Origin of the sequence: Rhizobium acidisoli (assembly GCF_002531755.2) — a bacterium.
Classification (GTDB): Bacteria; Pseudomonadota; Alphaproteobacteria; order Rhizobiales; family Rhizobiaceae; genus Rhizobium; species Rhizobium acidisoli.
This window is the reverse complement of record NZ_CP034998.1, coordinates 2,082,725-2,104,557: the sequence shown is the minus strand read 5'-3', so window position 1 is coordinate 2,104,557 and position 21,833 is coordinate 2,082,725. Positions and strand designations below refer to the sequence as shown.

At 58.2% G+C, this 21,833-nt stretch carries 24 protein-coding genes; 17 read left to right on the top strand and 7 right to left on the bottom strand.

What is annotated here, in order from left to right:
* The first annotated feature begins 436 nt into the window (after positions 1 to 436).
* The 3 genes from CO657_RS10415 to trxC all read left to right on the top strand — a co-directional run bounded on the left by CO657_RS10415 (position 437) and on the right by trxC (position 2,801).
* Positions 437 to 1,153 (top strand): Crp/Fnr family transcriptional regulator, encoded by a 717-nt coding sequence (locus tag CO657_RS10415; protein ID WP_054184826.1) that lies wholly within the window; start codon positions 437 to 439, stop codon positions 1,151 to 1,153.
* Positions 1,154 to 1,573: 420 nt separating this feature from the next.
* Positions 1,574 to 2,197: a hypothetical protein gene (locus CO657_RS10410; protein ID WP_054184827.1), complete on the top strand. Its 624-nt coding sequence runs from the start codon at positions 1,574 to 1,576 to the stop codon at positions 2,195 to 2,197.
* A 163-nt stretch (positions 2,198 to 2,360) separates the two neighbouring features.
* Entirely contained in the window at positions 2,361 to 2,801 is a 441-nt protein-coding gene (trxC, locus tag CO657_RS10405; RefSeq protein WP_054184842.1) for a thioredoxin TrxC, read from the top strand.
* A gap of 260 nt (positions 2,802 to 3,061) precedes the next feature.
* Here the strand turns inward: trxC and CO657_RS10400 are convergent, their stop codons facing one another.
* Positions 3,062 to 3,616 (bottom strand): BON domain-containing protein, encoded by a 555-nt coding sequence (locus CO657_RS10400; RefSeq protein WP_063856450.1) that lies wholly within the window; start codon positions 3,614 to 3,616, stop codon positions 3,062 to 3,064.
* Between the two features lie 340 nt (positions 3,617 to 3,956).
* Between CO657_RS10400 and dnaK the strand changes: the two genes are divergently transcribed.
* Both dnaK and CO657_RS10390 read left to right on the top strand, forming a co-directional pair.
* Positions 3,957 to 5,879, top strand: coding sequence for a molecular chaperone DnaK (gene dnaK / locus CO657_RS10395; protein WP_054184843.1), 1,923 nt, complete (start codon positions 3,957 to 3,959; stop codon positions 5,877 to 5,879).
* Positions 5,880 to 5,908: 29 nt separating this feature from the next.
* The gene (locus CO657_RS10390) at positions 5,909 to 6,508 is read left to right on the top strand and encodes a nucleotide exchange factor GrpE (protein ID WP_054184828.1); all 600 of its coding nucleotides are present in this window, start codon (positions 5,909 to 5,911) and stop codon (positions 6,506 to 6,508) included.
* 6 nt (positions 6,509 to 6,514) lie between these two features.
* On the opposite strand, the gene CO657_RS38050 is transcribed toward CO657_RS10390, so the two are convergent.
* The 4 genes from CO657_RS38050 to CO657_RS10375 are packed head-to-tail and all read right to left on the bottom strand — an operon-like array spanning position 6,515 to position 8,256.
* On the bottom strand, positions 6,515 to 6,694 hold the full coding sequence (locus CO657_RS38050; RefSeq protein ID WP_342585724.1) for a phosphate-starvation-inducible PsiE family protein: 180 nt from the start codon (positions 6,692 to 6,694) through the stop codon (positions 6,515 to 6,517).
* Positions 6,670 to 7,122, bottom strand: coding sequence for a phosphate-starvation-inducible PsiE family protein (locus CO657_RS38045; protein WP_342585725.1), 453 nt, complete (start codon positions 7,120 to 7,122; stop codon positions 6,670 to 6,672). The genes CO657_RS38050 and CO657_RS38045 overlap by 25 nt, the downstream gene beginning before the upstream one ends.
* Complete coding sequence (locus tag CO657_RS10380; RefSeq protein ID WP_245293008.1) at positions 7,016 to 7,315, bottom strand: chaperone modulator CbpM; 300 nt, start codon at positions 7,313 to 7,315, stop codon at positions 7,016 to 7,018. Before CO657_RS10380 ends, CO657_RS38045 begins: the two co-directional genes overlap by 107 nt.
* Before the next feature lie 26 nt (positions 7,316 to 7,341).
* Entirely contained in the window at positions 7,342 to 8,256 is a 915-nt protein-coding gene (locus CO657_RS10375; RefSeq protein WP_054184829.1) for a DnaJ C-terminal domain-containing protein, read from the bottom strand.
* Between the two features lie 154 nt (positions 8,257 to 8,410).
* Here CO657_RS10375 and CO657_RS10370 point away from each other — a divergent pair, with 154 nt between their 5' ends.
* From CO657_RS10370 to CO657_RS10315, 11 genes are all read left to right on the top strand, one after another.
* Positions 8,411 to 8,866, top strand: coding sequence for an Hsp20/alpha crystallin family protein (locus CO657_RS10370; RefSeq protein ID WP_245293009.1), 456 nt, complete (start codon positions 8,411 to 8,413; stop codon positions 8,864 to 8,866).
* Positions 8,867 to 8,893: 27 nt separating this feature from the next.
* Positions 8,894 to 9,277, top strand: a complete 384-nt coding sequence (locus CO657_RS10365; protein WP_054184830.1) for an Hsp20/alpha crystallin family protein — start codon at positions 8,894 to 8,896, stop codon at positions 9,275 to 9,277.
* Between the two features lie 10 nt (positions 9,278 to 9,287).
* A complete protein-coding gene (locus CO657_RS10360; protein ID WP_054184831.1) occupies positions 9,288 to 9,797 on the top strand; it encodes an Hsp20/alpha crystallin family protein in 510 nt (169 codons plus the stop codon).
* A gap of 213 nt (positions 9,798 to 10,010) precedes the next feature.
* On the top strand, positions 10,011 to 10,424 hold the full coding sequence (locus CO657_RS10355; protein WP_245293010.1) for a hypothetical protein: 414 nt from the start codon (positions 10,011 to 10,013) through the stop codon (positions 10,422 to 10,424).
* A gap of 142 nt (positions 10,425 to 10,566) precedes the next feature.
* Positions 10,567 to 11,220 carry a BON domain-containing protein gene (locus CO657_RS10350; protein WP_054184833.1) on the top strand — a complete coding sequence of 218 codons (654 nt, stop codon included), beginning with the start codon at positions 10,567 to 10,569 and terminating at the stop codon, positions 11,218 to 11,220.
* A 487-nt stretch (positions 11,221 to 11,707) separates the two neighbouring features.
* Entirely contained in the window at positions 11,708 to 13,414 is a 1,707-nt protein-coding gene (locus CO657_RS10345) for a cation:proton antiporter domain-containing protein (RefSeq protein ID WP_054184835.1), read from the top strand.
* Between the two features lie 115 nt (positions 13,415 to 13,529).
* Positions 13,530 to 14,174, top strand: a complete 645-nt coding sequence (locus CO657_RS10340) for an HdeD family acid-resistance protein (protein WP_054184836.1) — start codon at positions 13,530 to 13,532, stop codon at positions 14,172 to 14,174.
* Positions 14,155 to 14,667: a redoxin domain-containing protein gene (locus CO657_RS10335; RefSeq protein WP_054184837.1), complete on the top strand. Its 513-nt coding sequence runs from the start codon at positions 14,155 to 14,157 to the stop codon at positions 14,665 to 14,667. Before CO657_RS10340 ends, CO657_RS10335 begins: the two co-directional genes overlap by 20 nt.
* On the top strand, positions 14,633 to 15,196 hold the full coding sequence (locus CO657_RS10330) for a DsbA family protein (RefSeq protein WP_054184845.1): 564 nt from the start codon (positions 14,633 to 14,635) through the stop codon (positions 15,194 to 15,196). The genes CO657_RS10335 and CO657_RS10330 overlap by 35 nt, the downstream gene beginning before the upstream one ends.
* Before the next feature lie 62 nt (positions 15,197 to 15,258).
* The gene (locus tag CO657_RS10325; RefSeq protein ID WP_097609964.1) at positions 15,259 to 15,708 is read left to right on the top strand and encodes a PRC-barrel domain-containing protein; all 450 of its coding nucleotides are present in this window, start codon (positions 15,259 to 15,261) and stop codon (positions 15,706 to 15,708) included.
* 135 nt (positions 15,709 to 15,843) lie between these two features.
* The gene (locus CO657_RS10315; protein ID WP_128715534.1) at positions 15,844 to 17,043 is read left to right on the top strand and encodes an IS256 family transposase; all 1,200 of its coding nucleotides are present in this window, start codon (positions 15,844 to 15,846) and stop codon (positions 17,041 to 17,043) included.
* Positions 17,044 to 17,599: 556 nt separating this feature from the next.
* Here the strand turns inward: CO657_RS10315 and CO657_RS10310 are convergent.
* Together CO657_RS10310 and CO657_RS10305 are read right to left on the bottom strand one after the other, a co-directional pair.
* Positions 17,600 to 20,437, bottom strand: a complete 2,838-nt coding sequence (locus CO657_RS10310; protein WP_082366272.1) for a hybrid sensor histidine kinase/response regulator — start codon at positions 20,435 to 20,437, stop codon at positions 17,600 to 17,602.
* Between the two features lie 118 nt (positions 20,438 to 20,555).
* A complete protein-coding gene (locus tag CO657_RS10305; protein ID WP_054182976.1) occupies positions 20,556 to 20,912 on the bottom strand; it encodes a hypothetical protein in 357 nt (118 codons plus the stop codon).
* Positions 20,913 to 21,124: 212 nt separating this feature from the next.
* On the opposite strand from CO657_RS10305, the gene CO657_RS10300 reads away from it, so the two are divergent.
* A complete protein-coding gene (locus CO657_RS10300; protein ID WP_164918670.1) occupies positions 21,125 to 21,820 on the top strand; it encodes a response regulator transcription factor in 696 nt (231 codons plus the stop codon).
* The last annotated feature ends 13 nt before the right edge of the window (positions 21,821 to 21,833 follow it).

The window sequence follows — 21,833 nt, the reverse complement described above, 5'->3', positions numbered from 1 at the left end:
CGACATATCTCTGAGGCGCGCTCCATGTTCGATAGGTCCTTGATATTCTGAAAAGCTCGGGGCCCACTCCTTCCTGATTTTACCATAGCATCGCTATACGTCAAACGTACGGCAAGGAGATCCGGCGGGGGCAAAATTTTGCCGTGTCTACGATCCATGTTCCACACTTCGAGAAAGTCCCTGTCGCGATATAAATGTGATCCTATTGCTATCTTGCAGGTGCGTTGGGCCACTCCCAACCATACCCTCAATCTGACCTCGGTCGATGTCGGCCGTACCCGGGCTGAAGAATTCTCGCCCGTGAAACCCGTGATGTGTGTGCAGATCGCCGGAATACCAGCCTAGGGATTATACGTAGGCTATCCACGGATACCCGCAATTGCTCCTTTGGCAATGTTTTACATCCAATGGATTAATCGCTGCTGGAGGAACGGGTATGAATAGAATCAACCTTGGTAAAATTTCCTTCCCTCCAGACGATGCCACTGGACAAGCTCCTCATTTGCCACGCGATGACAATGTGATGGCCTTCACGCATGAGCTTGGCGGTGTTGTGACCTTGGCGCGTTGGGAGCGTGCGGATTGCTGTGACTCTATCGTCGCCAATGGTGGGATCTGTTGGGTTTTGTCTGGGATCATTCGGAAGTGCCTCATCCTTGAAAGTGGACAGCGGCGCATCATCGACGTGATGATGCCCGGTGATTTCTTCTGTCTTCAGAAAGATGACGCCCGGCCATTTTCCTTCGAGGTATCGACAAATGAAACGGTGACAGCAAGAATTGCGCGTCGGGAGTTCGATTCGCTAGCGACGCTGCAGCCCTCGCTTTATCGGTTCTTCCATGAGCGAATCTGTCAGACTATTTTCCGACTTGAGGATCATATATTGGTTCAGGGCCGCACTACCTCGACGCAGAAGGTCGGGAGCTACCTTTCGTTATTGTGCAGCCGCCTAACGGAGCAACCAGGTACCGCAGTCGTCTTGCCGATGTCGCGCTATGACATTGCAGATCATGTCGGGATTGCGGTCGAGACGGTTAGCCGCGCCATCACCGAGCTGCGGCGTCAGGGGGTTATACAACTCGAAACTCCACGGTGTTTGGTGGTACGCGACGCCGGGAAGCTGGCCGACGGAATTCTGTCGGATATCGCCTGAACCGCGATATCGTTCGTTCAGGGAACGAAAAGCAGTGGTAGCCAGTAGATCAAAGGTGATCGGATAGTCGCCGATGTGGGTGGGTAGTGGCCACCCAAGTTATGATGACTCCTCTCTTAGCTCATTGGCGTCGCCAGCCCTGGGAGCTGGACTGCAGCTTTCGATGTTCCGATCGAATCTCAATTGCAAAAATCGAATACTAATAGGTTCTGCAGCAATGCTGCCAGACTGGGTCGCCGGTTAGGCCATGGGACCCTATGAGCGCGGAGGCGACCGGATGGTGACCGCGTTTTCGGCCACATTCGTACCGTCGACGCCAAACAGATGTTATTCGCCAGTTCGGCGCCCCCTGACGATCGTCAATGCGCGGCACGAATTCCCGAGGCATAAAGGGCGTCATCCTTTTACGAGCGGACGACAATGAAGCCCGAAGTCGATGAAATCCTCGAACAGAGTGTTGTCCGCGAAGTTGCCGGCATCGTCCGGATTCCAAAGATTCTGGATAATGTGGTGGAGGCTCTCGAACACGTTGGCTTCGATCGCTCGGACATCGACGTCATGGCGGATTGCGAAACCATTCGAGACCGCTTCGGAACCATTTTCATTCCAGTGGAAGAACTCGCCGATGTCCCGAATGCTCCCCGCCGCGCCTTCATCCAACGGGACGACGTCTCGGCGGTACGCGTTGGCGCGACTGGCGTGCTGTTTTATGTCGGTGCCACCGTCGCGGCTCTAAGCATCGTCGCATCCGGCGGCAGCCTGGCCGCCGCTCTCGCCGCAGCCACTGCAGCTGGCGCGGCAAGCGGCGGCCTCGGGGCCTTTGCCACACGGTTCCTCACCCGTGAGCGCGCCAACATGATTGAAACCATGATGATGGAAGGTGGTCTTGTTCTCTGGGTGCGAGTGCGATCGGAGGAAGCTGAAAGACAGGCGGAGGAGACCATGCGCGAGCAAGGTGTCGAGCAGGTCCGTGTCCACGAAATCGTGATCGACAAGCGTTTGGAGGATCTTCCGCTTGCGGATGTCATCGCGCGCCGAAAATAGCGCCGCCAGCAAGGCAATGAAAAATGGAGGCAGGATCTATGATACGCAGACGTTCACGTCGCAGATCGGCGCTGGCCTATGCAGTCTCGCTCGTCCTGTTGGTGCCGGGTGGCACATCGGCCCAGGGTGGTTGGCCTCGTCGCACGCAGATGGAACAGTCCTGATGCCTTCAACAATGAAAATTGTCTGCCCTCACTGCTTGAGCGTCAACAGACTCGGCGCCGACCGTGACGCCAGACGAGCGAAATGTGGCAAGTGCAGCGAGCACCTCTTTGACGGCCGCCCACACGCCGTCAACGAGGCAGCGTTCGATAGGCACATCACGCGCAATGACATTCCGGTGGTAGCGGATTTTTGGGCCGAATGGTGTGGCCCATGCAAGATGATGACGCCAATTTTCGAGGCCGTCACTACGGAAATGGAGCCTGCGCTGCGCTTTTTGAAGGTTGACACGGAAGCGGTGCCCGCATTGGCGGCGCGCTTTCAGCTCAGGAGCATTCCCATGTTGATGGTATTCCGCAATGGAAATCTCCTCGCACATCGTGCTGGTGCGCTTGAACGAGACAAGCTGCGCGCATGGCTCGCCTCCCTTCCCGCGGGATAGGTGTGTCTGTGGCTGGGCGAGGCGAGGGGCGTGGCCCGGCCTTGAATTGCTGCCTGACGACAATCATCGATGAGGCAAAAGGCGGCATCAGATCTTCGCAACCTCCAGCCGCACTTGGGCCTGCATAGGGTGTGCAGCCGGGTTTCCATGAGTTCGTAAGGCTGAGTGATCAGATTTTCAACGCGGGGGACGCCCGTCACTTGGCAGGCACCCGTTCAGCCTCCCGCGCTCAGCCCAAGATCGATGAGACCCGCTCGATGTCACGGTTCCGCCGTGGTCTCAACGGTTGTTCGATTGGAATCGACCTCGGCGCTGCGACCGAACGACTCTTCGATCCTGCGCTTGACCTCCGCAGGCGGTACTCGCGGCCTGATCTGGATGAGGTTGAAGATTCCTTTGACACCACGAACGCGCCGAACGGCTCGTTCTGCCCGCTCCTTCGAATAATACCAATCGACCTGACCCTCGAGCGTCAGCCAGCCGTTGCGGACGTCCACGCGGATATGCTCGAATGAATATGGCAGTTCGGCCTGAATGGCGGAGACGGCGTCGCAGGGGATCTCCGGATCTGGTCGCTGGTTGAAAACGGGCAAGCGCACTTCGATGTCGTTGGCTACAGCGGTAAAGCCACTGACACGCTTGACGGCGCCTTCCGCTTCCCAACTCTGGTTGTAACTGCGCACGAAGCCGCTCAAAGTGACGACACCGCCTTCAACGGCAATGGCGATATAGGCAGCATCGATGTCGAGATTCGATCGTAGTTGGTTCTCAACGTCGTCCTTGATATCGATGTCGGATCGGGTATCGGATTTCATGGCTGCGCTCCTCGTTTCAATTCCTCACGGGTTTGGTGCCAACTCCTATGGAGGGTTCTCTTGGCAGATTGCCTGCAGTATGAGGGATTGCCTCCCCGTTTGCGCTGACCACCGTCAATTTTAGCGTCGTGTCGATCGGGCACCTACAAAGCCGTCGATGCTTCAGTTTCCTCCCGCTTGCCGGACCACTTGCGACCGGTCCCGGTCCTCCTCGCGAGGGTTGGCTGTGTTGACGGTTGTCAAGGCGGCCAGCTGGCGAACGGTGTTAAGTGCCTCTCTTGAGCGTTGCGGTGGGCCAACATCCTGTCGCTGCAGTGAAGAGCCCGCGATGGAGGCGGATATGGCCACCAAGGTAATCGGTATTGATCTGGGAACGACCAATTCCTGCGTTGCTGTGATGGAAGGCAAACAGGGAAAGGTGATCGAAAATTCTGAAGGAGCGCGGACGACACCGTCCATGGTCGCGTTCGGCAAGGAAGGCGAGGTGCTCGTGGGTCAGCCGGCGAAGCGCCAGTCCGTAACCAATCCAGAGAATACCATCTTCGCTATCAAGCGACTTATTGGCCGCCGTTTTGATGATCCCATCGTTGAGAAAGATAAGGGGCTTGTATCCTACAAGATTGTTCGCGGCGATAATGGCGATGCATGGGTCGAGGCCAATGGAAAAAAATACTCCCCCTCGCAGATCTCCGCTTTTATCCTGCAAAAAATGAAAGAGACGGCGGAACGTTATCTCGGCGAAACGGTCGAAAAGGCCATCATCACTGTCCCCGCGTATTTCAACGACGCCCAGCGCCAGGCAACCAAAGATGCCGGCAAGATCGCCGGCCTGGAAGTGCTGCGCATCATCAACGAGCCAACGGCGGCGGCCCTCGCATACGGTCTTGAGAAAGAGGGACATGGGACGATCGCTGTCTACGATCTCGGCGGCGGTACATTCGATATCTCGATCCTTGATATCGGAGAAGGCGTCTTTGAGGTGAAGGCGACCAATGGCGACACCTTCCTCGGGGGTGAAGATTTCGACAAACGCATCATGGATTTCCTCGCCGACGAGTTCAAGAAGCAGCAAGGCATCGATCTACGCAACGATCGTCTGGCCTTGCAGCGTCTGCGCGAGGCCGCGGAGAAGGCGAAGATCGAACTTTCCTCGACGACGGAAACGACCATCAACCTGCCGTTCATCACCGCCGATCAGAACGGGCCCAAGCATCTCGATATCAAGCTCTCTCGCGCAAAATTCGAAGCCCTCGTCGACGATCTCGTGCAGCGTACGATGGGACCGTGCATGGCCGCTCTCAAGGATGCAGGCGTAGACGCCAAGAATATCGACGAAGTCGTCCTTGTCGGTGGCATGACCCGCATGCCTAAAATTCAGGAGATTGTGAAGCACTACTTCGGCAAGGATCCGCACCAGGGCGTGAACCCGGACGAGGTCGTCGCCATCGGTGCCGCAATCCAAGCCGGTGTGCTGCAAGGCGATGTCAAGGATGTTTTGCTGCTCGACGTGACACCGCTGTCGCTCGGCATCGAGACCCTCGGCGGCGTGTTCACGCGCCTGATAGACCGCAACACTACAATTCCGGCCAAGAAGAGCCAGGTGTTTTCGACCGCCGAAGACAACCAGCAGGCAGTGACGATCCGGGTCTTCCAAGGTGAGCGCGAGATGGCGGCCGACAACAAGCTGCTTGGCCAGTTCGATCTCGTTGGCATTCCGCCGGCGCCTCGCGGCGTGCCGCAGATCGAAGTCACATTCGACATCGATGCCAATGGCATTGTCAATGTTTCGGCGAAGGACAGGGGCACCGGCAAGGAGCAGAAGATCCGGATCCAGGCATCGGGTGGGTTATCCGAGGCCGACATCGAAAAGATGGTGAAGGAGGCCGAGGCGCATGCGGAAGAAGACAAAAAACGCCGCGCCCTTGTCGAAGCGCGCAATCAGGCGGAGAGTTTAATTCACTCAACGGAAAAGAGCTTGACGGAGCATGGCGAAAAGCTCGAAGCGGGAGACAAGACCAAAATCGAGACGGCGCTGTCCGGCCTCAAATCAGCGGTTTCAAGCGACGATCTCGGGCAGATCGAGGCAAAGACGCGTGATTTGACTCAAGCTTCCACCAAACTTGGAGAGGCGATCTATAAAGCCAGTCAGACCACGACAGAGAGCGCTGGTGATCAAAGCTCAACAACGGGGGGCGCGACAGGCGATGACGAAGTCGTGGATGCCGAATACGAAGAAGTCAACGACCAAAAGCGCTCCCAATAGTAGGAGAAAAAGACAGGGGAGGCGGATCCATGCCCGAGAAAGACGCCGAGAAGGAGCCCCGTGCCGGTTCCGAGCATGACACCGCCTCGGCACTACCCCTTCATGGGCAGGAACAATCGGTTGCGGATATCGCTAAAGAGCTAGCGGTGACGAAGGACCGCTTGCTGCGCTCGCTTGCCGAACAGGAAAACATTCGCAATCAGGCCCGACGCGATCGGGACGAAGCCGTCAAATATGCGGCTGCTGGCTTTGCCAGCGATTTGCTGTCGGTGGTCGACAATCTGGAACGTGCCATTGCCAGTGCGCCGAAGGACAAGGAATCCGACCCGGTAATCGCGGGTCTTCTGACCGGGGTCGAAGCGACGCGGCGCTCCCTTGTCGACGCCTTCACAAAACACGGTATCAAGCGACTGGACCCGATCGGTGAGCCGTTTGACCCCCACAAGCACGAGGCGAGCTTCGCAGCAGCCGATCCAAGATACTCGCCAGGAACGGTGACGAACGTCATTCAGCCCGGTTACGTACACCATGATCGCCTTTTGCGACCGGCGCTCGTTGGCGTCAACACGACCTCCGGGGACGCGCCTGCCAAGCCTGTCGAGAGCCGCTCGAAGAGCGATCCATCGTAGCCTCTCTCAATCGGAGGCTTTATCGGCTTGATTACGATCGCGGACGAGCCAGTAGACGCCGCCGAGCGCGAGAATTGCCGCTGCGAGCGAGACGATGTGCAACGCGTCGGTCTCAGTCAGATCAAGAATAATCACCTTGCGGCAAATGGCGAGAAGCGCGATCACCACGACCGTTTGTATCTGCACGACGCTATCCTTGCGCGCGCCGCGACGACCAATAGTGTTTTCTTGAATTCGAGAGCAATGATCACGGTGAAGATCGTGCCGAACACAGCCTGGAAGGCCGAATAGTCCGATGGATCAAAGCTCCTTGAAAAGATTGAGCCGAGCGGGATCTTTAAAATGAGATTCCAGACGGCGGCGACAACGACGATCGCAATAAGGCCCGTCAGGATCAGGATGACAGCATGCTCGAAACGTTGGTAAAACGAAAGAAGCTTGAACTGTGCCTTGGTTGACTCTAGCTCTTCCCGGATTCTCATAGGGAGCTCCTTCAACATTTTCTGCTTATTCGGCTGCGCGGCGCGTTCGCGGTCGAGTTGCCCGCAGCGGCGAATTGGAGACACCCCGCACCGTGGCCGAAGCGGTGCCGCGCAGCGCACGGCGAAGACCATGGATCTGATCCACCAAATGCAGGATAACGCCGATGCCCTCATCATTGACGCCCATCTGATCGTGAAGATCAAGAATTAGCTTTGCGCGCATAAGGTCTATCACCGAGAATCGCCAGCCGTTCCGCGTTTGCCTCGGGCGAAGCCATTCCGCCTCGATCCAATCCAGGAGTGCTTTTTGCTGGAGACCAGACATTCGGCAAAACTCTGTCGAATCTAACATCACAGCCCCATCTTACGTCGCGGATTATGGGAGCGTCCCGCTGGCCATTGAGAGACGAACGCTTCAAGCTCGGCATCGGGTGCATCGGGAAGCATCACCTGCAGGGTAAGATATTCCTCGCCGCGCCTGCCGTCCCTCCCTGGAACGCCCTTGCCTTTCAGCCGTAGCGTCTTGCCGGTGTTCGACCCCTTAGGGATCGTCGCCGTGACCGGCCCAGTGGGTGTCGGGACGGTCACCTTGCCACCGAGGACGGCCTCGGTTAGCGAGATAGGCAGATCGAGACGGATATCCCTGCCGTCACGGTTGAAGAACGGATGTGGCCTGACAGTGATCTCGATCAAAGCGTCACCAGCCTTGCCGCCATCCGGCGCCGGGTCGCCCTTTCCGGCCAGACGAAGCGTTTGCCCATCGCGCGTGCCGGGCGGAATGACCACGTCAATCGTGGCCCCTTCTGGCAGGGTGATGCGCCGGGACGCGCCGTTGACGGCATCCAGAAAATCCACTTCCAGGCGATAGCGCCTGTCTCCGCCGCGCGAACGGGAATTGCGGCGGCCGCCTTGGGAGAAAAAGGTCGAGAAAATGTCGCTGGCGTCCTCGAAATCAGCAAAACCGGATGAATTTTCATAGCGTTGGGAACCGGCACCAGCCTGGGCGAAGTCGCGATAGTATCGCTGTTGCGGACGCTCGGTCCCAGATTCATCTATCTCACCGCGATCGAAGCGTGCTCGCTTGGTCTCATCGCTCAGGATGTCGTAGGCGGCAGATAGATCCTGGAATTTGCGCTGCGCCTCCTTATCTCCGGGATTGAGGTCCGGATGAAGTTTTTTGGCGAGCCGGCGATAGGCTTTCTGGATATCCTTCGGCGAAGCGTCGCGTGCCACACCTAAAATTTCATAGGGATCGGCGCTGGCCATCGCGTCAATTCTCCGTTTCCGATCAGCCGAGGGCGCTGATCCTTGCAACGATAGTCCTTGGTCACCGGACATGAATTGACGGTCGTCAACGACGGCGACGGCCGAACAGCGCATTGTTTTTCACGATTCCATGATTTCGGAAAGGAGAGGAGCTATGCGCGGTGAGATGACGTTCGGACAATTGCCGCCTGCCGGCCGACGGTTCGATCCCGTCCGCCAGATGCAAAGGGCACGGGTCGACCTAAACAGACTTTTCGGGGGCCTGCGTTTCTATCCCGCGACCGAATTCCCGTTGCTGAGCCTCTGGACAGGCCCCAATGGCGCCATTCTCGCCGCGGAAATCCCAGGGGTTGCGCCCGAGAATCTCGACATTACGATCCGGCGCGACGCCGTCACCGTGCGGGGGAACCGGCCGTCAGAGACAGTCGACGACGCTACCGCCGTGCAACGGCAGGAGCGGACGCACGGCCCCTTCGCACGCACCATCGTCCTTCCATTTCGGGTCGACGCCGATAAGGCGTCGGCCAAGTTCGAGCGAGGCGTCGTCACCCTGACCTTGCCCCGCCCCGAGGACGACAAACCCCACCAGATAAAGGTGATGCGGTCGTGACGCCAACCAACCGAACAGGAGTCCGCGATGAACCAGATCATACCAAACGGAAGTCCGGCGTCGAGCGAGCCTACGAGTGCAGGCCCGATTTTCGCACCTCCGGCCGACATTCTTGAAAAGGGAGACACGGTCGTCATGCTTCTGGATATTCCGGGAGCAGATCCCGAGAGCCTCGATATCACGCTCGATGAGCGCATCCTGACAATCATGGCCCGTGTGACGTCGGCAGAACCGGAGGATTACACGCCCACCTATATCGAATTCCGAGACGGCACCTATGAGCGCCGCTTCGTATTTTCGGAACAGATGGACGGTGAACACATCAACGCCGTCCTAAAAGACGGCGTTCTCCGACTGACCGTCCCGAAGGCGGCCAACACGGCCAAGAGGATCAACGTCAAAGCAGAGTAAGGAGGACGACATGCGAGTGACCGATCTTATCCCCTGGAAGTCTGCACGCGGGTTGGAACCTGCAGCGCGCAGTGAACGTGATCCCATCGCGGCCCTACAGAACGACGTCAACCGTGCTTTCGATGAGTTCCTGGGTCTGTTCGAAATGCCGTTTTCTGGTTTTCCTGCATCGTTCCTGGACAACGGCTCCGGCATCCAGGTCGACATCGCCGAAACAGACAAGGAGGTGAAGGTCTCGGCGGAATTGCCGGGAACGGATGACGCCGACATCGATGTCAAGGTCAGCGACGGCGCACTGATCATCAGCAGCGAGAAAAAGACCGACCGCGAGATCGATGAGAATGGCTATATTCTGCGCGAACGAGGTTTCGGTCGCGTGGAGCGAGTTTTGCCCCTGCCGGACGGTATCGACGCTGATGCGGCAAAGGCGAGTTTCAAGACGGGCGTCTTGACCGTGACGATCCCCAAGGTTGCTGAGGCGCAGAGCGGCGCAAAACGTATCCCAGTGCAATCCAATTGACGAGCACCGGCGCCGACCTTCACCGCATTGCACCAAGATCGATCCTCCACAACTGCATACGGCGCCGTCGCATGGCGCCGCATATTTGTTTCTAGCCCCTTCATAGGTACGTTCGCGAAGAAGGAACGGCAAATGAGTATCTTGCCACGTGTGACGGAACTGACCAGGGAGCGAATTTCGCGGGAATTCGACGACCTCGGACCAGACGCCTGCATGGCGGAGATCAAGGCGGACCTGCACCAGCACAATCCCGAATTGCTCGACATGGCGGTTCGCTGGGTCGGGAATGGAGCCGAAGCGGCCGGCCTCATGGCAGCTTTCGGCATGTTCTATAGGCTCCTGGCGTCGGAGGCCGATGCACTAATGGGCTCTAGTGCCCTCAACCCGCTTCCTCGCGTGTCGATTGAAGTCCGCGAGGCCATCGTCAAACGGATCGATCAAACTGACGGCGAGACCTTCACGCGCGAAGCGATCGACAATCTTGAAGTCGTCAATCCCGAACTCCTGCAGATGGCGCACGGATATGCATCGCGACGCTCGGATTATGGCCGGACGATGCAAGGTTTCGCACTTCTCCATGAGGCGTTGCTTATCCAGTCCCGGCGCGATCAAGCCGGCCGCCACTGAATGGCTGTTGAATCAGATCCACCGAATCTGACGACCGTCAAGGCGGGCAGGATGCCCCCGTCCTAGTATTCTGCTCGCTGCACCTGCACGACGCTTCAAATCGGCTGTTGCAGGTGAAACCGCATCAAACAAGGAGAGTGAGATGAGGACGGATAGTGACATCAAGCGCGACGTCGAAACGGAATTGAAATGGGACCCTGACATCGATGCGACGGACATTGCTGTTGCCGTAAAGAGCGGCGTCGTGACCCTAACCGGTTTCGTGCGGAGCTACGTGCATAAATATCAGGCCGAACGGGATGTGAAGCGTGTCGCCGGCGTCGCCGGCGTCGCCAACGACATTGAAGTCCGGCTTCCGTCCGGTAGTGAACGGCCGGACCCCGAAATCGCACGCGATGCGGTCGCCGCCCTCAAGGCGGAACTGCCCTATTCCTCCCAAAACATGAAAGTGGTCGTCAAGAGCGGCTGGGTAGAGCTCGAGGGTAGTGCCGAGTGGAATTATCAGCGCACCCGCGCGGAGGAGGCGGTGCGGCGGGTCAAGGGCATTGTAGGGGTGAGGAATTTGATCGTCCTCAAGCCGAGCGTGGCCCCTTCGCAGATCAAGAGCAAGATAGAGGAAGCCTTTCGTCGCAATGCAGAGATCGACGCCAACCACATCACCGTTGAAGCTAGCGGCAGCGAGGTGATCTTGAAGGGCTCGGTACGATCTTGGGCCGAGAGACAAGAGGCCGAACGTGCCGCCTGGCGGGCGCCGGGAGTTACTAAGGTCGATAACCGTATCATCATCAGCGTCTGAGGCACCTGCGGCGGCGCCGGCTTGGCCCGACCAGCCCCGGAATGATGCGCTGGACCCGTTGCGGGACGTAGCGGCCGGCGCATTATCTCGGCTTCGATGGGGCGGGCGGAATGCTCGTGAGATCTCACGGCGGCAGGATGGCCGCTTGCCGATTTGAAGAGGAACGTTGTGCATTGCCCGTCGCACAAACCCTCCACGCCACTTAGCGAAAATCGAACAGATCCTCGATGTTTTTGCCAAGAAACAGTCACTCGAATAAGGGCGCTATGATGCCTGCTGGACGGGAAAAAGGAGCCGATCCCGAGTTGCACATTGGGGACGGCCATTCCGGCCTCGCCGACGGGTCGCATTGGGTCTACGAAAACTGCCTCGACTCGTTCTCCGTACGCGATCTGCTCGCCCGGGTATTCGCGGGAAAGGTTGAGCCCGACACGTTGCAAGTCCAACCGGTCTGCCTCCTCGTGGCGACGTACCGTCGGCGCGCGCGATGACCGAACACCTGCTGACTCAAAGTCTGTCGATGATCATGGTCTCGGCCATTGCCGTGTGGCTCTTCGCTGCGCTGCGAATGCCTGCCGCCATGGGCTACCTCCTGGCAGGTCTTGCGATTGGTCCCTATGGCCTGAATCTCGTGGCAATCAGCGACGATACCCTGTTCCTCGCCGAACTAGGCCTGATCTTCCTTATGTTCATGGTCGGGCTCGAGTTCTCGCTGACCACGCTGCTGGCAGCGCGCACCGACGTCCTCCTCGCAGGCAGCCTGCAAGTAGGAGGGACACTTGTAGCGATCGCCGCCGCGCTCTGGTCGCTCGGGCTTGACCCGCGCATCGCCATTCTGCTGGGTGGTGCTGTGGCGATGTCATCAACGGCCGTTGCTATGAGCCAGCTCGCCGAGCAGGGCGAGATTTCGAGTCAACATGGACGCTTTGCTATCGGCATTCTGTTATTTCAGGATATCGCGACGATCCCCCTTCTCGTCGCCGTGGACAGCTGGTCCAGGCAGGCACCTGTCGATCCGGTCCATCTCCTGGGGCGTCTGGGGCTTGCGGCTATTGCAATCGTCGCAGTCTCCATCATCGCCCGCCCGCTCGTCCGGAATGTTCTTGCCAATGCCTCCAGGTCCCGCTCAAACGACTCGTTTCTCCTGGCGGCGCTTTTCGTCGCGCTGGGGGCCGCCTACCTCGCCCATCTCGCTGGTCTGGCTTTGCCGATTGGCGCCTTCATAGCCGGCATGGTGATCGGTGGGAGCGATTTTAAACACCGCGTCGAAGACGATCTACGCCCGTTCCGTGACGTCCTCGTCGGTCTATTTTTCGTCACAGTGGGCATGCAGATAGATCTCGGACTGATCCTGGTGTCTCCTTACGCGATCTTCGCTTGGTGCACGCTCTTCCTATTCGGCAAAGCGCTCATTACCTTCATTGTTGGGCTCATGCTGCGCAGGACCGCCGCGATCGCTCTCCGCGTCGCAGTCATACTTGCGCACGGCGGAGAATTCGGCCTGCTATTGTTGACCCTGGCCATGAACACCGGCCTGCTGCCATCCGAGATCGGTCAACCGGTCCTGATTGCCCTTGCGCTGACCATGGGCTTGGCCCCACTGCTCATTCAGCGCGGGGCGCTTGTCGAGCATATCGTCGGTAATCGGCGCGCCCGCGTAGCCGCAACCGAGACGGCGATTCGCACAACAAGCGCGTCGCTCAACCAACATGTCGTGCTGTGTGGATGCGGACGCGTCGGCCGCCTCGTTGCGACCGCGTTTGAGGCGGCAAAGATACCGCACATCGCGATTGAGTCCGATCTGGCGCGTTTCAAAGAAGCCCAACGACAAGGCCACGCGATCGTCCACGGCGATGCAGCACATCGCCGGATATTGTCCGCGGCAGGCCTCGCAAAGGCCAGGCTGATCGTCATCACTTTTGACAGACACTCCGCCGTCGAACGAATCCTGAAGTTTGCGGGCGAGCAGCAAACGGCCATTCCCTGTTTCGTCAGTACGGCCGATAATCAGGATATCACGTCTCTTGTCAAAGCCGGCGCGAAAGTTGTGTTCCCGGAAAATCTTGCGGCCGGTCTTGCGCTCGCTGACCAATCGCTTCTGCTGTGCGGGCTCACTCGGGAAGAGGCAGGGCGGATCATTACCAGCCTTCGCGCCGAGCTCAATCCGGATCTTCGGGAACGGGTCGGCGTCTGATGACGTGCAAACACGACGATCTTGCCGTCGTTGACGATCGTCAAGGCGATAGCTTGCGCCCGCCATTACAGTGGGTGTTGTAGTTACCAAAGCGTACAGACGTGCGAGGTGCCCCATGACCTGGTTCCAGTCCTATAATCCAGCCCTAGAGGGCGCACGAAATGCAATGCTCGCGGATAACTGGTGGATCGTTGCACTGCGGGGCGCATTGGCGATCCTGTTTGGCATCGCTGCCTTTGTGACGCCCGTTGCGACGATGCTCGCATTTGTAATCGTCTTTGCCGCCTATAGCTTCGTCGACGGGATTTTCAGTATTGCACTGTCAGTGCGAGGCGCTCGGAAGGGCGAACGTTGGGGGTTGCTTCTGCTCAACGGCCTATTCGGGATCGCGATTGGCGTCGCAACGGTGCTCCTTCCAGGCATTACGGTGCTCGCCTTCGTCTTCATGGTTGCTGCGTGGGCGCTCGTGTCCGGCGGCTTGATGCTGGGCGCCGCCCTTCGCCTTCGAATCAGTCACGGACGCTGGCTGCTTGTCTTCGGCGCGATAGCGTCCTTACTCTACGGCTTGCTTCTGTTCGCCAGTCCTTTCATCGGCGCCCTCACGCTCACATGGTGGATGGGGGCTCATGCATTGATCTTCGGCATGACCCTGGTTGTGCTCGCATTCAACCTGCGCAAGCATCGAGGCGAGCATACGCCGAACGCCGCGGTCGCATCTGGATTAAGCTATGGAGATGGTCATGGCCGGCATTCTCGCTAAAGGAACACGGGCGCCCGGGTTCACGTTGCACGTCACGCCGGATCAAAAACTGTCCCTGGACGAGTTCGCCGGCAGACGCGTGATTCTCGCCTTCTATCCCGCCGATTGGAGCCCTGTGTGTGGCGATCAGATGAGTCTTTACAACCATGTCCTGCCGGAGTTTCGCAGGCACGGCGCCGACCTTCTCGGCATTTCGGTCGACGGGGCCTGGTGTCACCAGTCGTTCGCGCGCGACCGCAAGTTGCACTTTGCACTTTTGTCTGATTTCGAGCCGAAAGGCGACGTGGCCAAATCTTATGGCGCCTATCGGAGTGCGGATGGGGTGGCCGAGAGGGCGCTGTTCGTCATCGACGAAAAAGGGATGATTGTGTGGAGCTATTGCTCGCCGATTGCGGTCAATCCAGGCGCAGACGGTATCATGGATGTGCTCGAAACCCTTCCTCCGTTGGAGAAGAAACATGGCCCAGCTAAGAGTGCCCATAACGTCGCTTGACCACATCATGGGTGACCGCACCGCGATTGTGACGATTGTCGAATATGGCGACTATGAGTGCCCACATTGCGCCGCTGCGCAGCCGATTCTGGCGCAGATCCTTGCGCATTTTGGCAGCCAGGTTTGCCTTGTCTACCGTCATTTCCCGTTGGTGGAGGTCCATCCCCATGCCGCCGCCGCGGCTGAGGCGGCGGAATTTGCTGGCGCTCAGGGACTCTTCTGGCAGATGCACCAGGCTATCTTCGCTCACCAGCAACAGTTGAACGTGCCGCTTCTTATTTCACTTGCTGCGAACCTAAAGCTCTCGCCAATTGATCTGCGTGATGCCCTTGCATCAGATAGGTTTGAGGCGAAGGTCCAAGGCGACTTCATCGGCGGTGTGAGAAGCGGCGTTAACGGAACGCCGACGTTCTTCGTGAATGGCATGCGCCATGACAGCCCCTATGGCGTGGCCACGCTCTCGTCAGCAATCGATCAGGCGATCCTTGGCGCCGCCGCTAGAAGTGATGATCGTCAAGGCGAGCGATAGGAATTGAGACCATCATTTTAATACGCATCACAAACCGGTGCGTTTCCACAAGGAGATTTACTATGCCTGCGCTCGAGCTTGCCCCGTATCCAGACGGCCAGACCACACGGCGACTGTGTTCTCATCATGTGACCCGCCGCACCCTATCAGGCGTCATGCTGTCAATCGCCGTGCTTTTTGGATCCGCAGCACCCCAGACCTTGGCAGAGGCGGCGGTGGCGCTCGTAAAAGTCGATGTTAAGGAGGTGGGACAAGGTCTTCAAACTTCGGAACTGGTCGGAACAGCAATCCAGAACGATAAGGATGAGAAAATTGGCACCCTTGACGATCTCGTCATTACAAAGGATCGCAGCCTCTTTGCAGTTCTCCAGGTTGGCGGCTTCCTAGGGCTCGGCGGCTATTTGGTCGCTATCCCCTATGAGAGCCTGAACATCACTGATAACGGGCACAAGATTACGCTTCCGGGAGCCTCGAAAGATGCACTGCAGATCGTGTCCCGGCAAGTGGTGTAGCTGACGGGAGGTAGCAAAGCCGAGTGCCCGCGCGCTTCTCGCTGCGCTGTAGCGGGTGATCGGCTTTGCGGGCGGCCATCAGTGTTTTCCGCTAGGGTCGGGTTGTTCAAGACCAACCTGACGGAAAGACCACCGATGACCAATGACATGATGAACGTGCGCTCCCTCGTTGAGAAGAGCGCGGATGCAGATTTATTGCGTGAGATGATTGGCTTTGCCGCCGAGCGGCTGATGGAGTTGGAAGTCGGCTCGGCCACGGGTGCTGACTTCGGTGAGAAGAACCCGATGCGGCTCGCTCAACGCAATGGCTACCGTGACCGCGATTGGGAGACGCGCGCCGGAACCGTCGAGCTTCGCATTCCGAAGCTGCGCAAGGGCAGCTACTTCCCGAGCTTTCTCGAACCGCGTCGGATGGCGGAAAAGGCCCTGACGGCGGTTATCCAGGAAGCGTATATTCAAGGGATATCAACACGCTCTGTCGACGACTTGGTCAAGGCCATGGGCATGTCTGGCATCTCCAAAAGCCAGGTGAGCCGTCTATGCGAAGAGATCGACGTCAAGGTCAAAGCGTTCCTCGACAGGCCAATTGAAGGCGAGTGGCCGTATGTATGGGTGGATGCGACCTACCTCAAAGTCCGGCGCGGCGGCCGCATCGTTTCCGTTGCTGTTATCATCGCCGTCGGCGTCAACAGCGATGGTCGACGCGAGGTCCTGGGAATGGAAGTCGGCACGTCGGAAGCCGAGCCGATCTGGACGGAATTCCTGCGCAGGCTGACACGTCGAGGATTACGTGGTGTGAAGCTTGTTGTCTCCGATGCGCATGAAGGGCTCAAGGCCGCCGTCACCAAGGTTCTCAACGCCACCTGGCAACGGTGCCGGGTTCACTTCATGAGGAACGTACTGGCGCATGCTGGAAAGAGTGGCAGGCGGGTCGTCTCGGCCTTCATCGCCACCGCCTTTGCCCAGGAGACGCCGGAGGCCGCCAGCGCTCAATGGCGCAGCGTCGCTGATCAGATCAGACCGAAAGTGCCGAAGCTCGCCACCATCCTGGACGACGCTGAAGAGGACGTGCTCGCCTACATGACCTTCCCGAAAGAGCACCGGGCGAAGCTTCACTCAACGAATCCAATCGAACGTCTCAACGGCGAAATCAAGCGACGAACGGAGGTCGTCGGCATCTTTCCCAACGACGAAGCCATCGTCCGTCTCGTCGGTGCACTGCTGCTCGAACAGAATGATGAATGGGCCGTCCAGCGCGCCAGGTACATGACGCTTGAGACCATGGCACAAATGAGCGATGATCCCCAAATCAGTCTGCCCGCTGTGGCACGCTGAAATCCCCTCCGACCCAACGTCGGAAAGCACGGCAATCAGCCGTCAGCTACACCACTCCCATGGACACGATCTGCACTGCAAAACCTACCCGAGTTTGAATTCAAGAAATAGCTGTGTAGCTGACGGCATCGCTATCGCCCAACACTTCATTATCGCGGACGCGATATTCGACCGATGGTGGCTGTCGATTGAGTAGACATCGTCAAGGCTCAAGAAGGCAGCCGTGCTTTAATCACCGGCAAGGCAAATATCTGGAAAATTGCCGGCGCTGGAAAGGGTCCGATCCCGTGGAATATAGCTGGTCGCGGCTTCCAGTTGGTTTAAGACCAATATAATGCGAACCTGCAGATGTCGTCCGCCAGCGGAGCGTCTGGTTGCAGTCCCTCATGGTCCTTTCTGGGCGGCTTTCGCACCGACAGCGCCGCGCCGACCGTGCATGACCTCGGCGAATCGCGGGGCAGTTGTCTTTCTATTGAAAGCGCCTTTTACATTGCGATTTGCGCCCCAGCTGGCTGTCTAAATGTCGAGTTTTGGGATCCAGCAACGCCCCCCCATCTCATCGATTGTCACGTGAGGCGTCAATCGCGTCTCGCAAGGCCTTGCCAAGGCCTCTCCGCGAGTAAGGTTTGGGAAGTGGCTTAGCACTCGACGCAGCGCCGATGCGTTCGATATCAGCGTAACCGGTCGTCAGGACGACCGGCAGGTTTGGATACTGCGCCGTGATCTTGCTCGCCATGGCCCGGCCGTCAATGGGGCCTGGCATGACCACGTCCGAGAAAACCAAATCGAAGGGACCGTCGGTCTTCAACATCCGCAATGCTTCAGTTGCGTCTGCGGCACATGTGATGGAATAGCCGAGAGAAATGAGTGTTTCGGCGGCAAACCCGCGCACCATCGGGTCATCCTCGACGACGAGAATACACTCATTGCCACCATCCAACGCCCGATTTGAGAAGGTCTCAGCAGGTATCTCCGTTGGCGTCAGCCGAGGAAAATATAGTGAGACCGTCGTTCCCTTGCCGGGCTCCGATTCTATTTCGATCCGGCCCTCCGATTGCCGCACGAAACCGTACACCGTACTGAGGCCCAAGCCACTGCCCTTGCCAAAGGGTTTTGTCGTGAAGAACGGTTCAAAAGCCTTTGCGCGGGTGTCGGCGTCCATTCCAAAGCCGTTGTCGGAGATCTGGATCAACGCATCGTCGCCGCTTGGCGCCGTCGAAATTGTTACGCTGCCGCCATCTGGCATCGCATCACGGGCGTTGATGCAAAGGTTTATGAGAGACGCTTCCAATTGCGCCGCGTCCGCTCGCACGTAACCTGCTGCCGGATCGATCTGCAGGTGCAGGACAATTGCTTCGCCGAGTGCGCTGGTCAGCAATCCCTCTATGGCCAGTACAGGGCTGTTGATGTTCAAAGCTGCCGGTTCGAGAGGCTGACGTCCCGCGAAGGTTAAAAGTTGACGAGTGAGGGCGGCGCCTTGCCGCGCGGCCTTGTGATTGAGTTGAGCAACGGCCGAAAGTCTCGGCTCGCCGATTTCGTCGACCAACGTTTCCGCGGTCCCGATGAGGACCGTCAATAGGTTGTTGAAATCATGGGCGATCCCGCCCGTCAGTTGGCCGATGGCTTCAAGCCGCTGCGCCTGCAGCCGTTTTGCCTCGTTCAACCGTATCTCGGTGATGTCGCGCAGGCCACCTACCATCCGGGTGGCCTTGGCCTTGGCATTGCGAATGATGTGGCCTTGATCGAGGACCTCGGCATAGGTGCCCGTGCCGCGGCGGAAGCGGAACTCTTCAACCCAGGTTTCGGCCTTCCCATCAATGGCGGCAAGCACGCTTGATACCACACGTGCGCGGTCTTCGGGGTGGATTTTGGCTTCCCATTCCCGAAAGCCATCCTCGACCGGTACGTCGTCATGCCCAAAGACGGAGGCGATGTTGCTATTCCATTGCACATCGCCGGTTGCAATGTCCCAGTCCCAGATCGCGTCGGTCGTCATCATAGCGACGATTGAGAAACGTTCCTCACTTTCGGCAAGCCTTTCCTCCGCCCTCTTTTTGCCGGTGATGTCGCGACCCGTCGCAACAAAATGGGTCGCGCGTCCATCCGGGCCGACAATGGGTGCGATGCTCGTTTCCGCCCAGTATTCTCGGCCATCCCTGGCATAGTTGAGAATTTCGACCTGGATCGCCTTTGACTGGGAGACGGCGCTGCTGATCTCCTCGATGGTGGCGGCGTCGGTACGGTGGCCTTGGAGAAAACTGGGGGAGCGACCGAGCGCGTCGTCCGATGAATAACCAGTGATCCTAACGAAGGCGTCATTTACATAAACGATCGTTAGTCCGTTTTCGGGCGGCGATGCAGCCTGCGCTATTATGACGAAGTCGTCGATCCTCGAGATCGCCATTTCCAACAGCCGCAAGTGCTGATCGGCTGCGTATCGTTTCGTCACGTCCCGGAAATAGACCGTCAGCCCGCCCGAGCCAGGATAGGCGGTGACAGAGAACCACACGCCGAGGGATTCATAAAATACTTCGAAGTCAGCCGTCTTGCGCTCGCGAACGGCGCGCTCGTAGTGCGGTCGGATGATACCCGAGGAGGCTTCCGGAAATTCCTGCCAGATCAGGCGGCCCAGAAGCATCGAGCGCGGACGTTCAAGCAGGCGTTCGGCCTGATGGTTGAGGTAGGTGAAGCGCCAATCGGTGTCGAGCTGGAAAAAGGCATCGCTAATGTTTTCCATGGACTCGGCGAAACGCCGCTTGAGATCCCTGGCCGTATTCTCCAGTCGTTTGCGCTCATCGATATCCTGGAGGGACCCCTGGATGCGCGAGATACGGCCCATGTCATCGCGAATGGCCACGCCGATGGCGCGAACCCATTTTCGCCGGCTCGCGCCTGCAATGATCTCCACCTCCGTATCGTAGGGCAGACCGGTTGCGACGCAGGCTTCGAAGTGTCGGGTGATCGAATCCCGCCATTCGGGCGCAAAATAGCCGAGCCCCTGCTCGAACGTGACCGTTTCGCCCCTGGGCCTCTCGTGGATCGCCCAGGTCTCATCCGACCATTCAAGTCTCCGGTCTGGCAGATGTACCATCCAGCCGCCAAGCTTCGCGGTCTTGCCGGCGATTTCGAGAAGAGACTGGTTCCCATAGATATCAAGCGCTTGGTGGCCGGTCTCCGAGAGTAGGCCCCTATTTTGTCGGAACCGCCAACCGATGAGCAGCGTGACTCCAACGGCCCATGGCCAGGCATTTTGCGTGGGCCAGGCGAGAACAAAACCGGAGATGCCGCCAACGACCAAACCAGCAGAAAACTGATCCAATGCGCGCCGCAGGCCGGTAACGAGAGTACGAAAGCCTTTTCCAGCGACTACGTTTCCACGTTGCATTTCCTGCATCGTCCTCAGCGTGATGACTTCAACTTCGATAATCGCCGGGAGCGCCGAAATCCATGAGAGATCGCTCCATTTTAACTTTTTTAAATTTGGCGCGGCGGTCGCTTAAGGGTGGGCCGGTCTAATCCGATGCAATCAACTGCGGGATCCCAGGCCCAGAGGAGGGGATCTCTGCAAGCATCGAGGTCAGCCTGTGAATTCCACAAAGAGAACGACCTATCTCAGCCGCGTCGAATCCGACTATTTTAGCCGCAAATGGTACCGCCGCAGCGTAACGCTCTTCTGCAGTCTGCTCTTCGCCGGAAAGTGGATGCGCAAGGCCCAGATCATTCGGTGCCTCCTTGTTGAGATCAGTGAAGGTGGCGCAACGGTGCGCATAGGAAAGTCGCTCGTGCCGGATCACCTTTATCTCGTTCTTGGCCGGTTTGATATGGTCGTGGGCAGTATTGTCGTTCAGCGTGAGCCGGGACTCCTGCATCTTTGCTTCGTAAAACCATTGAGCCCGGACGTTGTCAATCGGCTGGCCCGCATGAGTTACCCGTTTTCGACCTTGGAAAGCCTTAGTCCAAGGACCATATCGGCGAGAGAAAGCGTGCAGCCCACGCTGCGGCCAATGCCACCTCCGCCCCATGGCGCTCAGGAAGGAGGCTTGGGCCAAAACACCAAGCACTCGAAGAGACCATGAACATAATGATCATCGAAGATCAGCGAGACGTCGTTGAAATGTTGCGGCTGAGCTGGTCGGATTCCCGCGACAGGCTCGATTGTCTTGCAACCGTAAAGCAAGCTAACCGTTTCATTCATTCAAACGAGCTTGCAGCCTATGATTGCATCCTCATCGATATCAATCTGACTGATGGGAGCGGGCTGGAACTGCTTCGTGAGGCCCGCTCACGATCTGACGTCCCTATCATCATGATCTCTGGCGCAGGCGACGCTGATAGTCGCGCGGATGCCATCAGCGTCGGTGCAGACGACTATGTCATGAAACCATTCAGCGTGAAGGAACTTCGGGCCCGCGTCCATCGCCTGCACGAGGCGCGGCTCGGCCGCAGTGCTCCTCGGCAGAACCTTGCTTTCAAGATAGGCAATATCGATTGCGACATCGGACAGTTGTCACTGGACTTTGGCGGCGCCAGTCGGCCGTTGACCGCACTCGAAGGACGGATACTGCAAGTCCTCTACGACGGTGCGGGTAAAGATTGTCCCAAGTCATGCATCGCGCGGCAGGCGCTCTTTCGCGAGCACGACCCGCGCGACAAGACGATCGACGTCTACATCAACCGGCTGCGCGGCAAGCTTACGGAACTCGATGCGGCGAGTAGCGACGCCATAAAGACGATCCGTGGTGTGGGCTATCGGCTGAGCGATACCCATCAACAGTGAGAGTAGAACCGCC

Excerpts from the sequence above, each read along its gene's own strand:
- CO657_RS10415 (WP_054184826.1), top strand. The coding sequence starts at position 437 with ATGAATAGAATCAACCTTGGTAAAATTTCCTTCCCTCCAGACGATGCC.
- CO657_RS10410 (WP_054184827.1), top strand. The coding sequence starts at position 1,574 with ATGAAGCCCGAAGTCGATGAAATCCTCGAACAGAGTGTTGTCCGCGAA.
- trxC (WP_054184842.1), top strand. The coding sequence starts at position 2,361 with ATGCCTTCAACAATGAAAATTGTCTGCCCTCACTGCTTGAGCGTCAAC.
- CO657_RS10400 (WP_063856450.1), bottom strand. The coding sequence starts at position 3,616 with ATGAAATCCGATACCCGATCCGACATCGATATCAAGGACGACGTTGAG.
- dnaK (WP_054184843.1), top strand. The coding sequence starts at position 3,957 with ATGGCCACCAAGGTAATCGGTATTGATCTGGGAACGACCAATTCCTGC.
- CO657_RS10390 (WP_054184828.1), top strand. The coding sequence starts at position 5,909 with ATGCCCGAGAAAGACGCCGAGAAGGAGCCCCGTGCCGGTTCCGAGCAT.
- CO657_RS38045 (WP_342585725.1), bottom strand. The coding sequence starts at position 7,122 with ATGGTCTTCGCCGTGCGCTGCGCGGCACCGCTTCGGCCACGGTGCGGG.
- CO657_RS10380 (WP_245293008.1), bottom strand. The coding sequence starts at position 7,315 with ATGTCTGGTCTCCAGCAAAAAGCACTCCTGGATTGGATCGAGGCGGAA.
- CO657_RS10375 (WP_054184829.1), bottom strand. The coding sequence starts at position 8,256 with ATGGCCAGCGCCGATCCCTATGAAATTTTAGGTGTGGCACGCGACGCT.
- CO657_RS10370 (WP_245293009.1), top strand. The coding sequence starts at position 8,411 with ATGCGCGGTGAGATGACGTTCGGACAATTGCCGCCTGCCGGCCGACGG.
- CO657_RS10365 (WP_054184830.1), top strand. The coding sequence starts at position 8,894 with ATGAACCAGATCATACCAAACGGAAGTCCGGCGTCGAGCGAGCCTACG.
- CO657_RS10360 (WP_054184831.1), top strand. The coding sequence starts at position 9,288 with ATGCGAGTGACCGATCTTATCCCCTGGAAGTCTGCACGCGGGTTGGAA.
- CO657_RS10355 (WP_245293010.1), top strand. The coding sequence starts at position 10,011 with ATGGCGGAGATCAAGGCGGACCTGCACCAGCACAATCCCGAATTGCTC.
- CO657_RS10350 (WP_054184833.1), top strand. The coding sequence starts at position 10,567 with ATGAGGACGGATAGTGACATCAAGCGCGACGTCGAAACGGAATTGAAA.
- CO657_RS10345 (WP_054184835.1), top strand. The coding sequence starts at position 11,708 with ATGACCGAACACCTGCTGACTCAAAGTCTGTCGATGATCATGGTCTCG.
- CO657_RS10340 (WP_054184836.1), top strand. The coding sequence starts at position 13,530 with ATGACCTGGTTCCAGTCCTATAATCCAGCCCTAGAGGGCGCACGAAAT.
- CO657_RS10335 (WP_054184837.1), top strand. The coding sequence starts at position 14,155 with ATGGCCGGCATTCTCGCTAAAGGAACACGGGCGCCCGGGTTCACGTTG.
- CO657_RS10330 (WP_054184845.1), top strand. The coding sequence starts at position 14,633 with ATGGCCCAGCTAAGAGTGCCCATAACGTCGCTTGACCACATCATGGGT.
- CO657_RS10325 (WP_097609964.1), top strand. The coding sequence starts at position 15,259 with ATGCCTGCGCTCGAGCTTGCCCCGTATCCAGACGGCCAGACCACACGG.
- CO657_RS10315 (WP_128715534.1), top strand. The coding sequence starts at position 15,844 with ATGACCAATGACATGATGAACGTGCGCTCCCTCGTTGAGAAGAGCGCG.
- CO657_RS10310 (WP_082366272.1), bottom strand. The coding sequence starts at position 20,437 with ATGCAGGAAATGCAACGTGGAAACGTAGTCGCTGGAAAAGGCTTTCGT.
- CO657_RS10305 (WP_054182976.1), bottom strand. The coding sequence starts at position 20,912 with ATGCAGGAGTCCCGGCTCACGCTGAACGACAATACTGCCCACGACCAT.
- CO657_RS10300 (WP_164918670.1), top strand. The coding sequence starts at position 21,125 with ATGATCATCGAAGATCAGCGAGACGTCGTTGAAATGTTGCGGCTGAGC.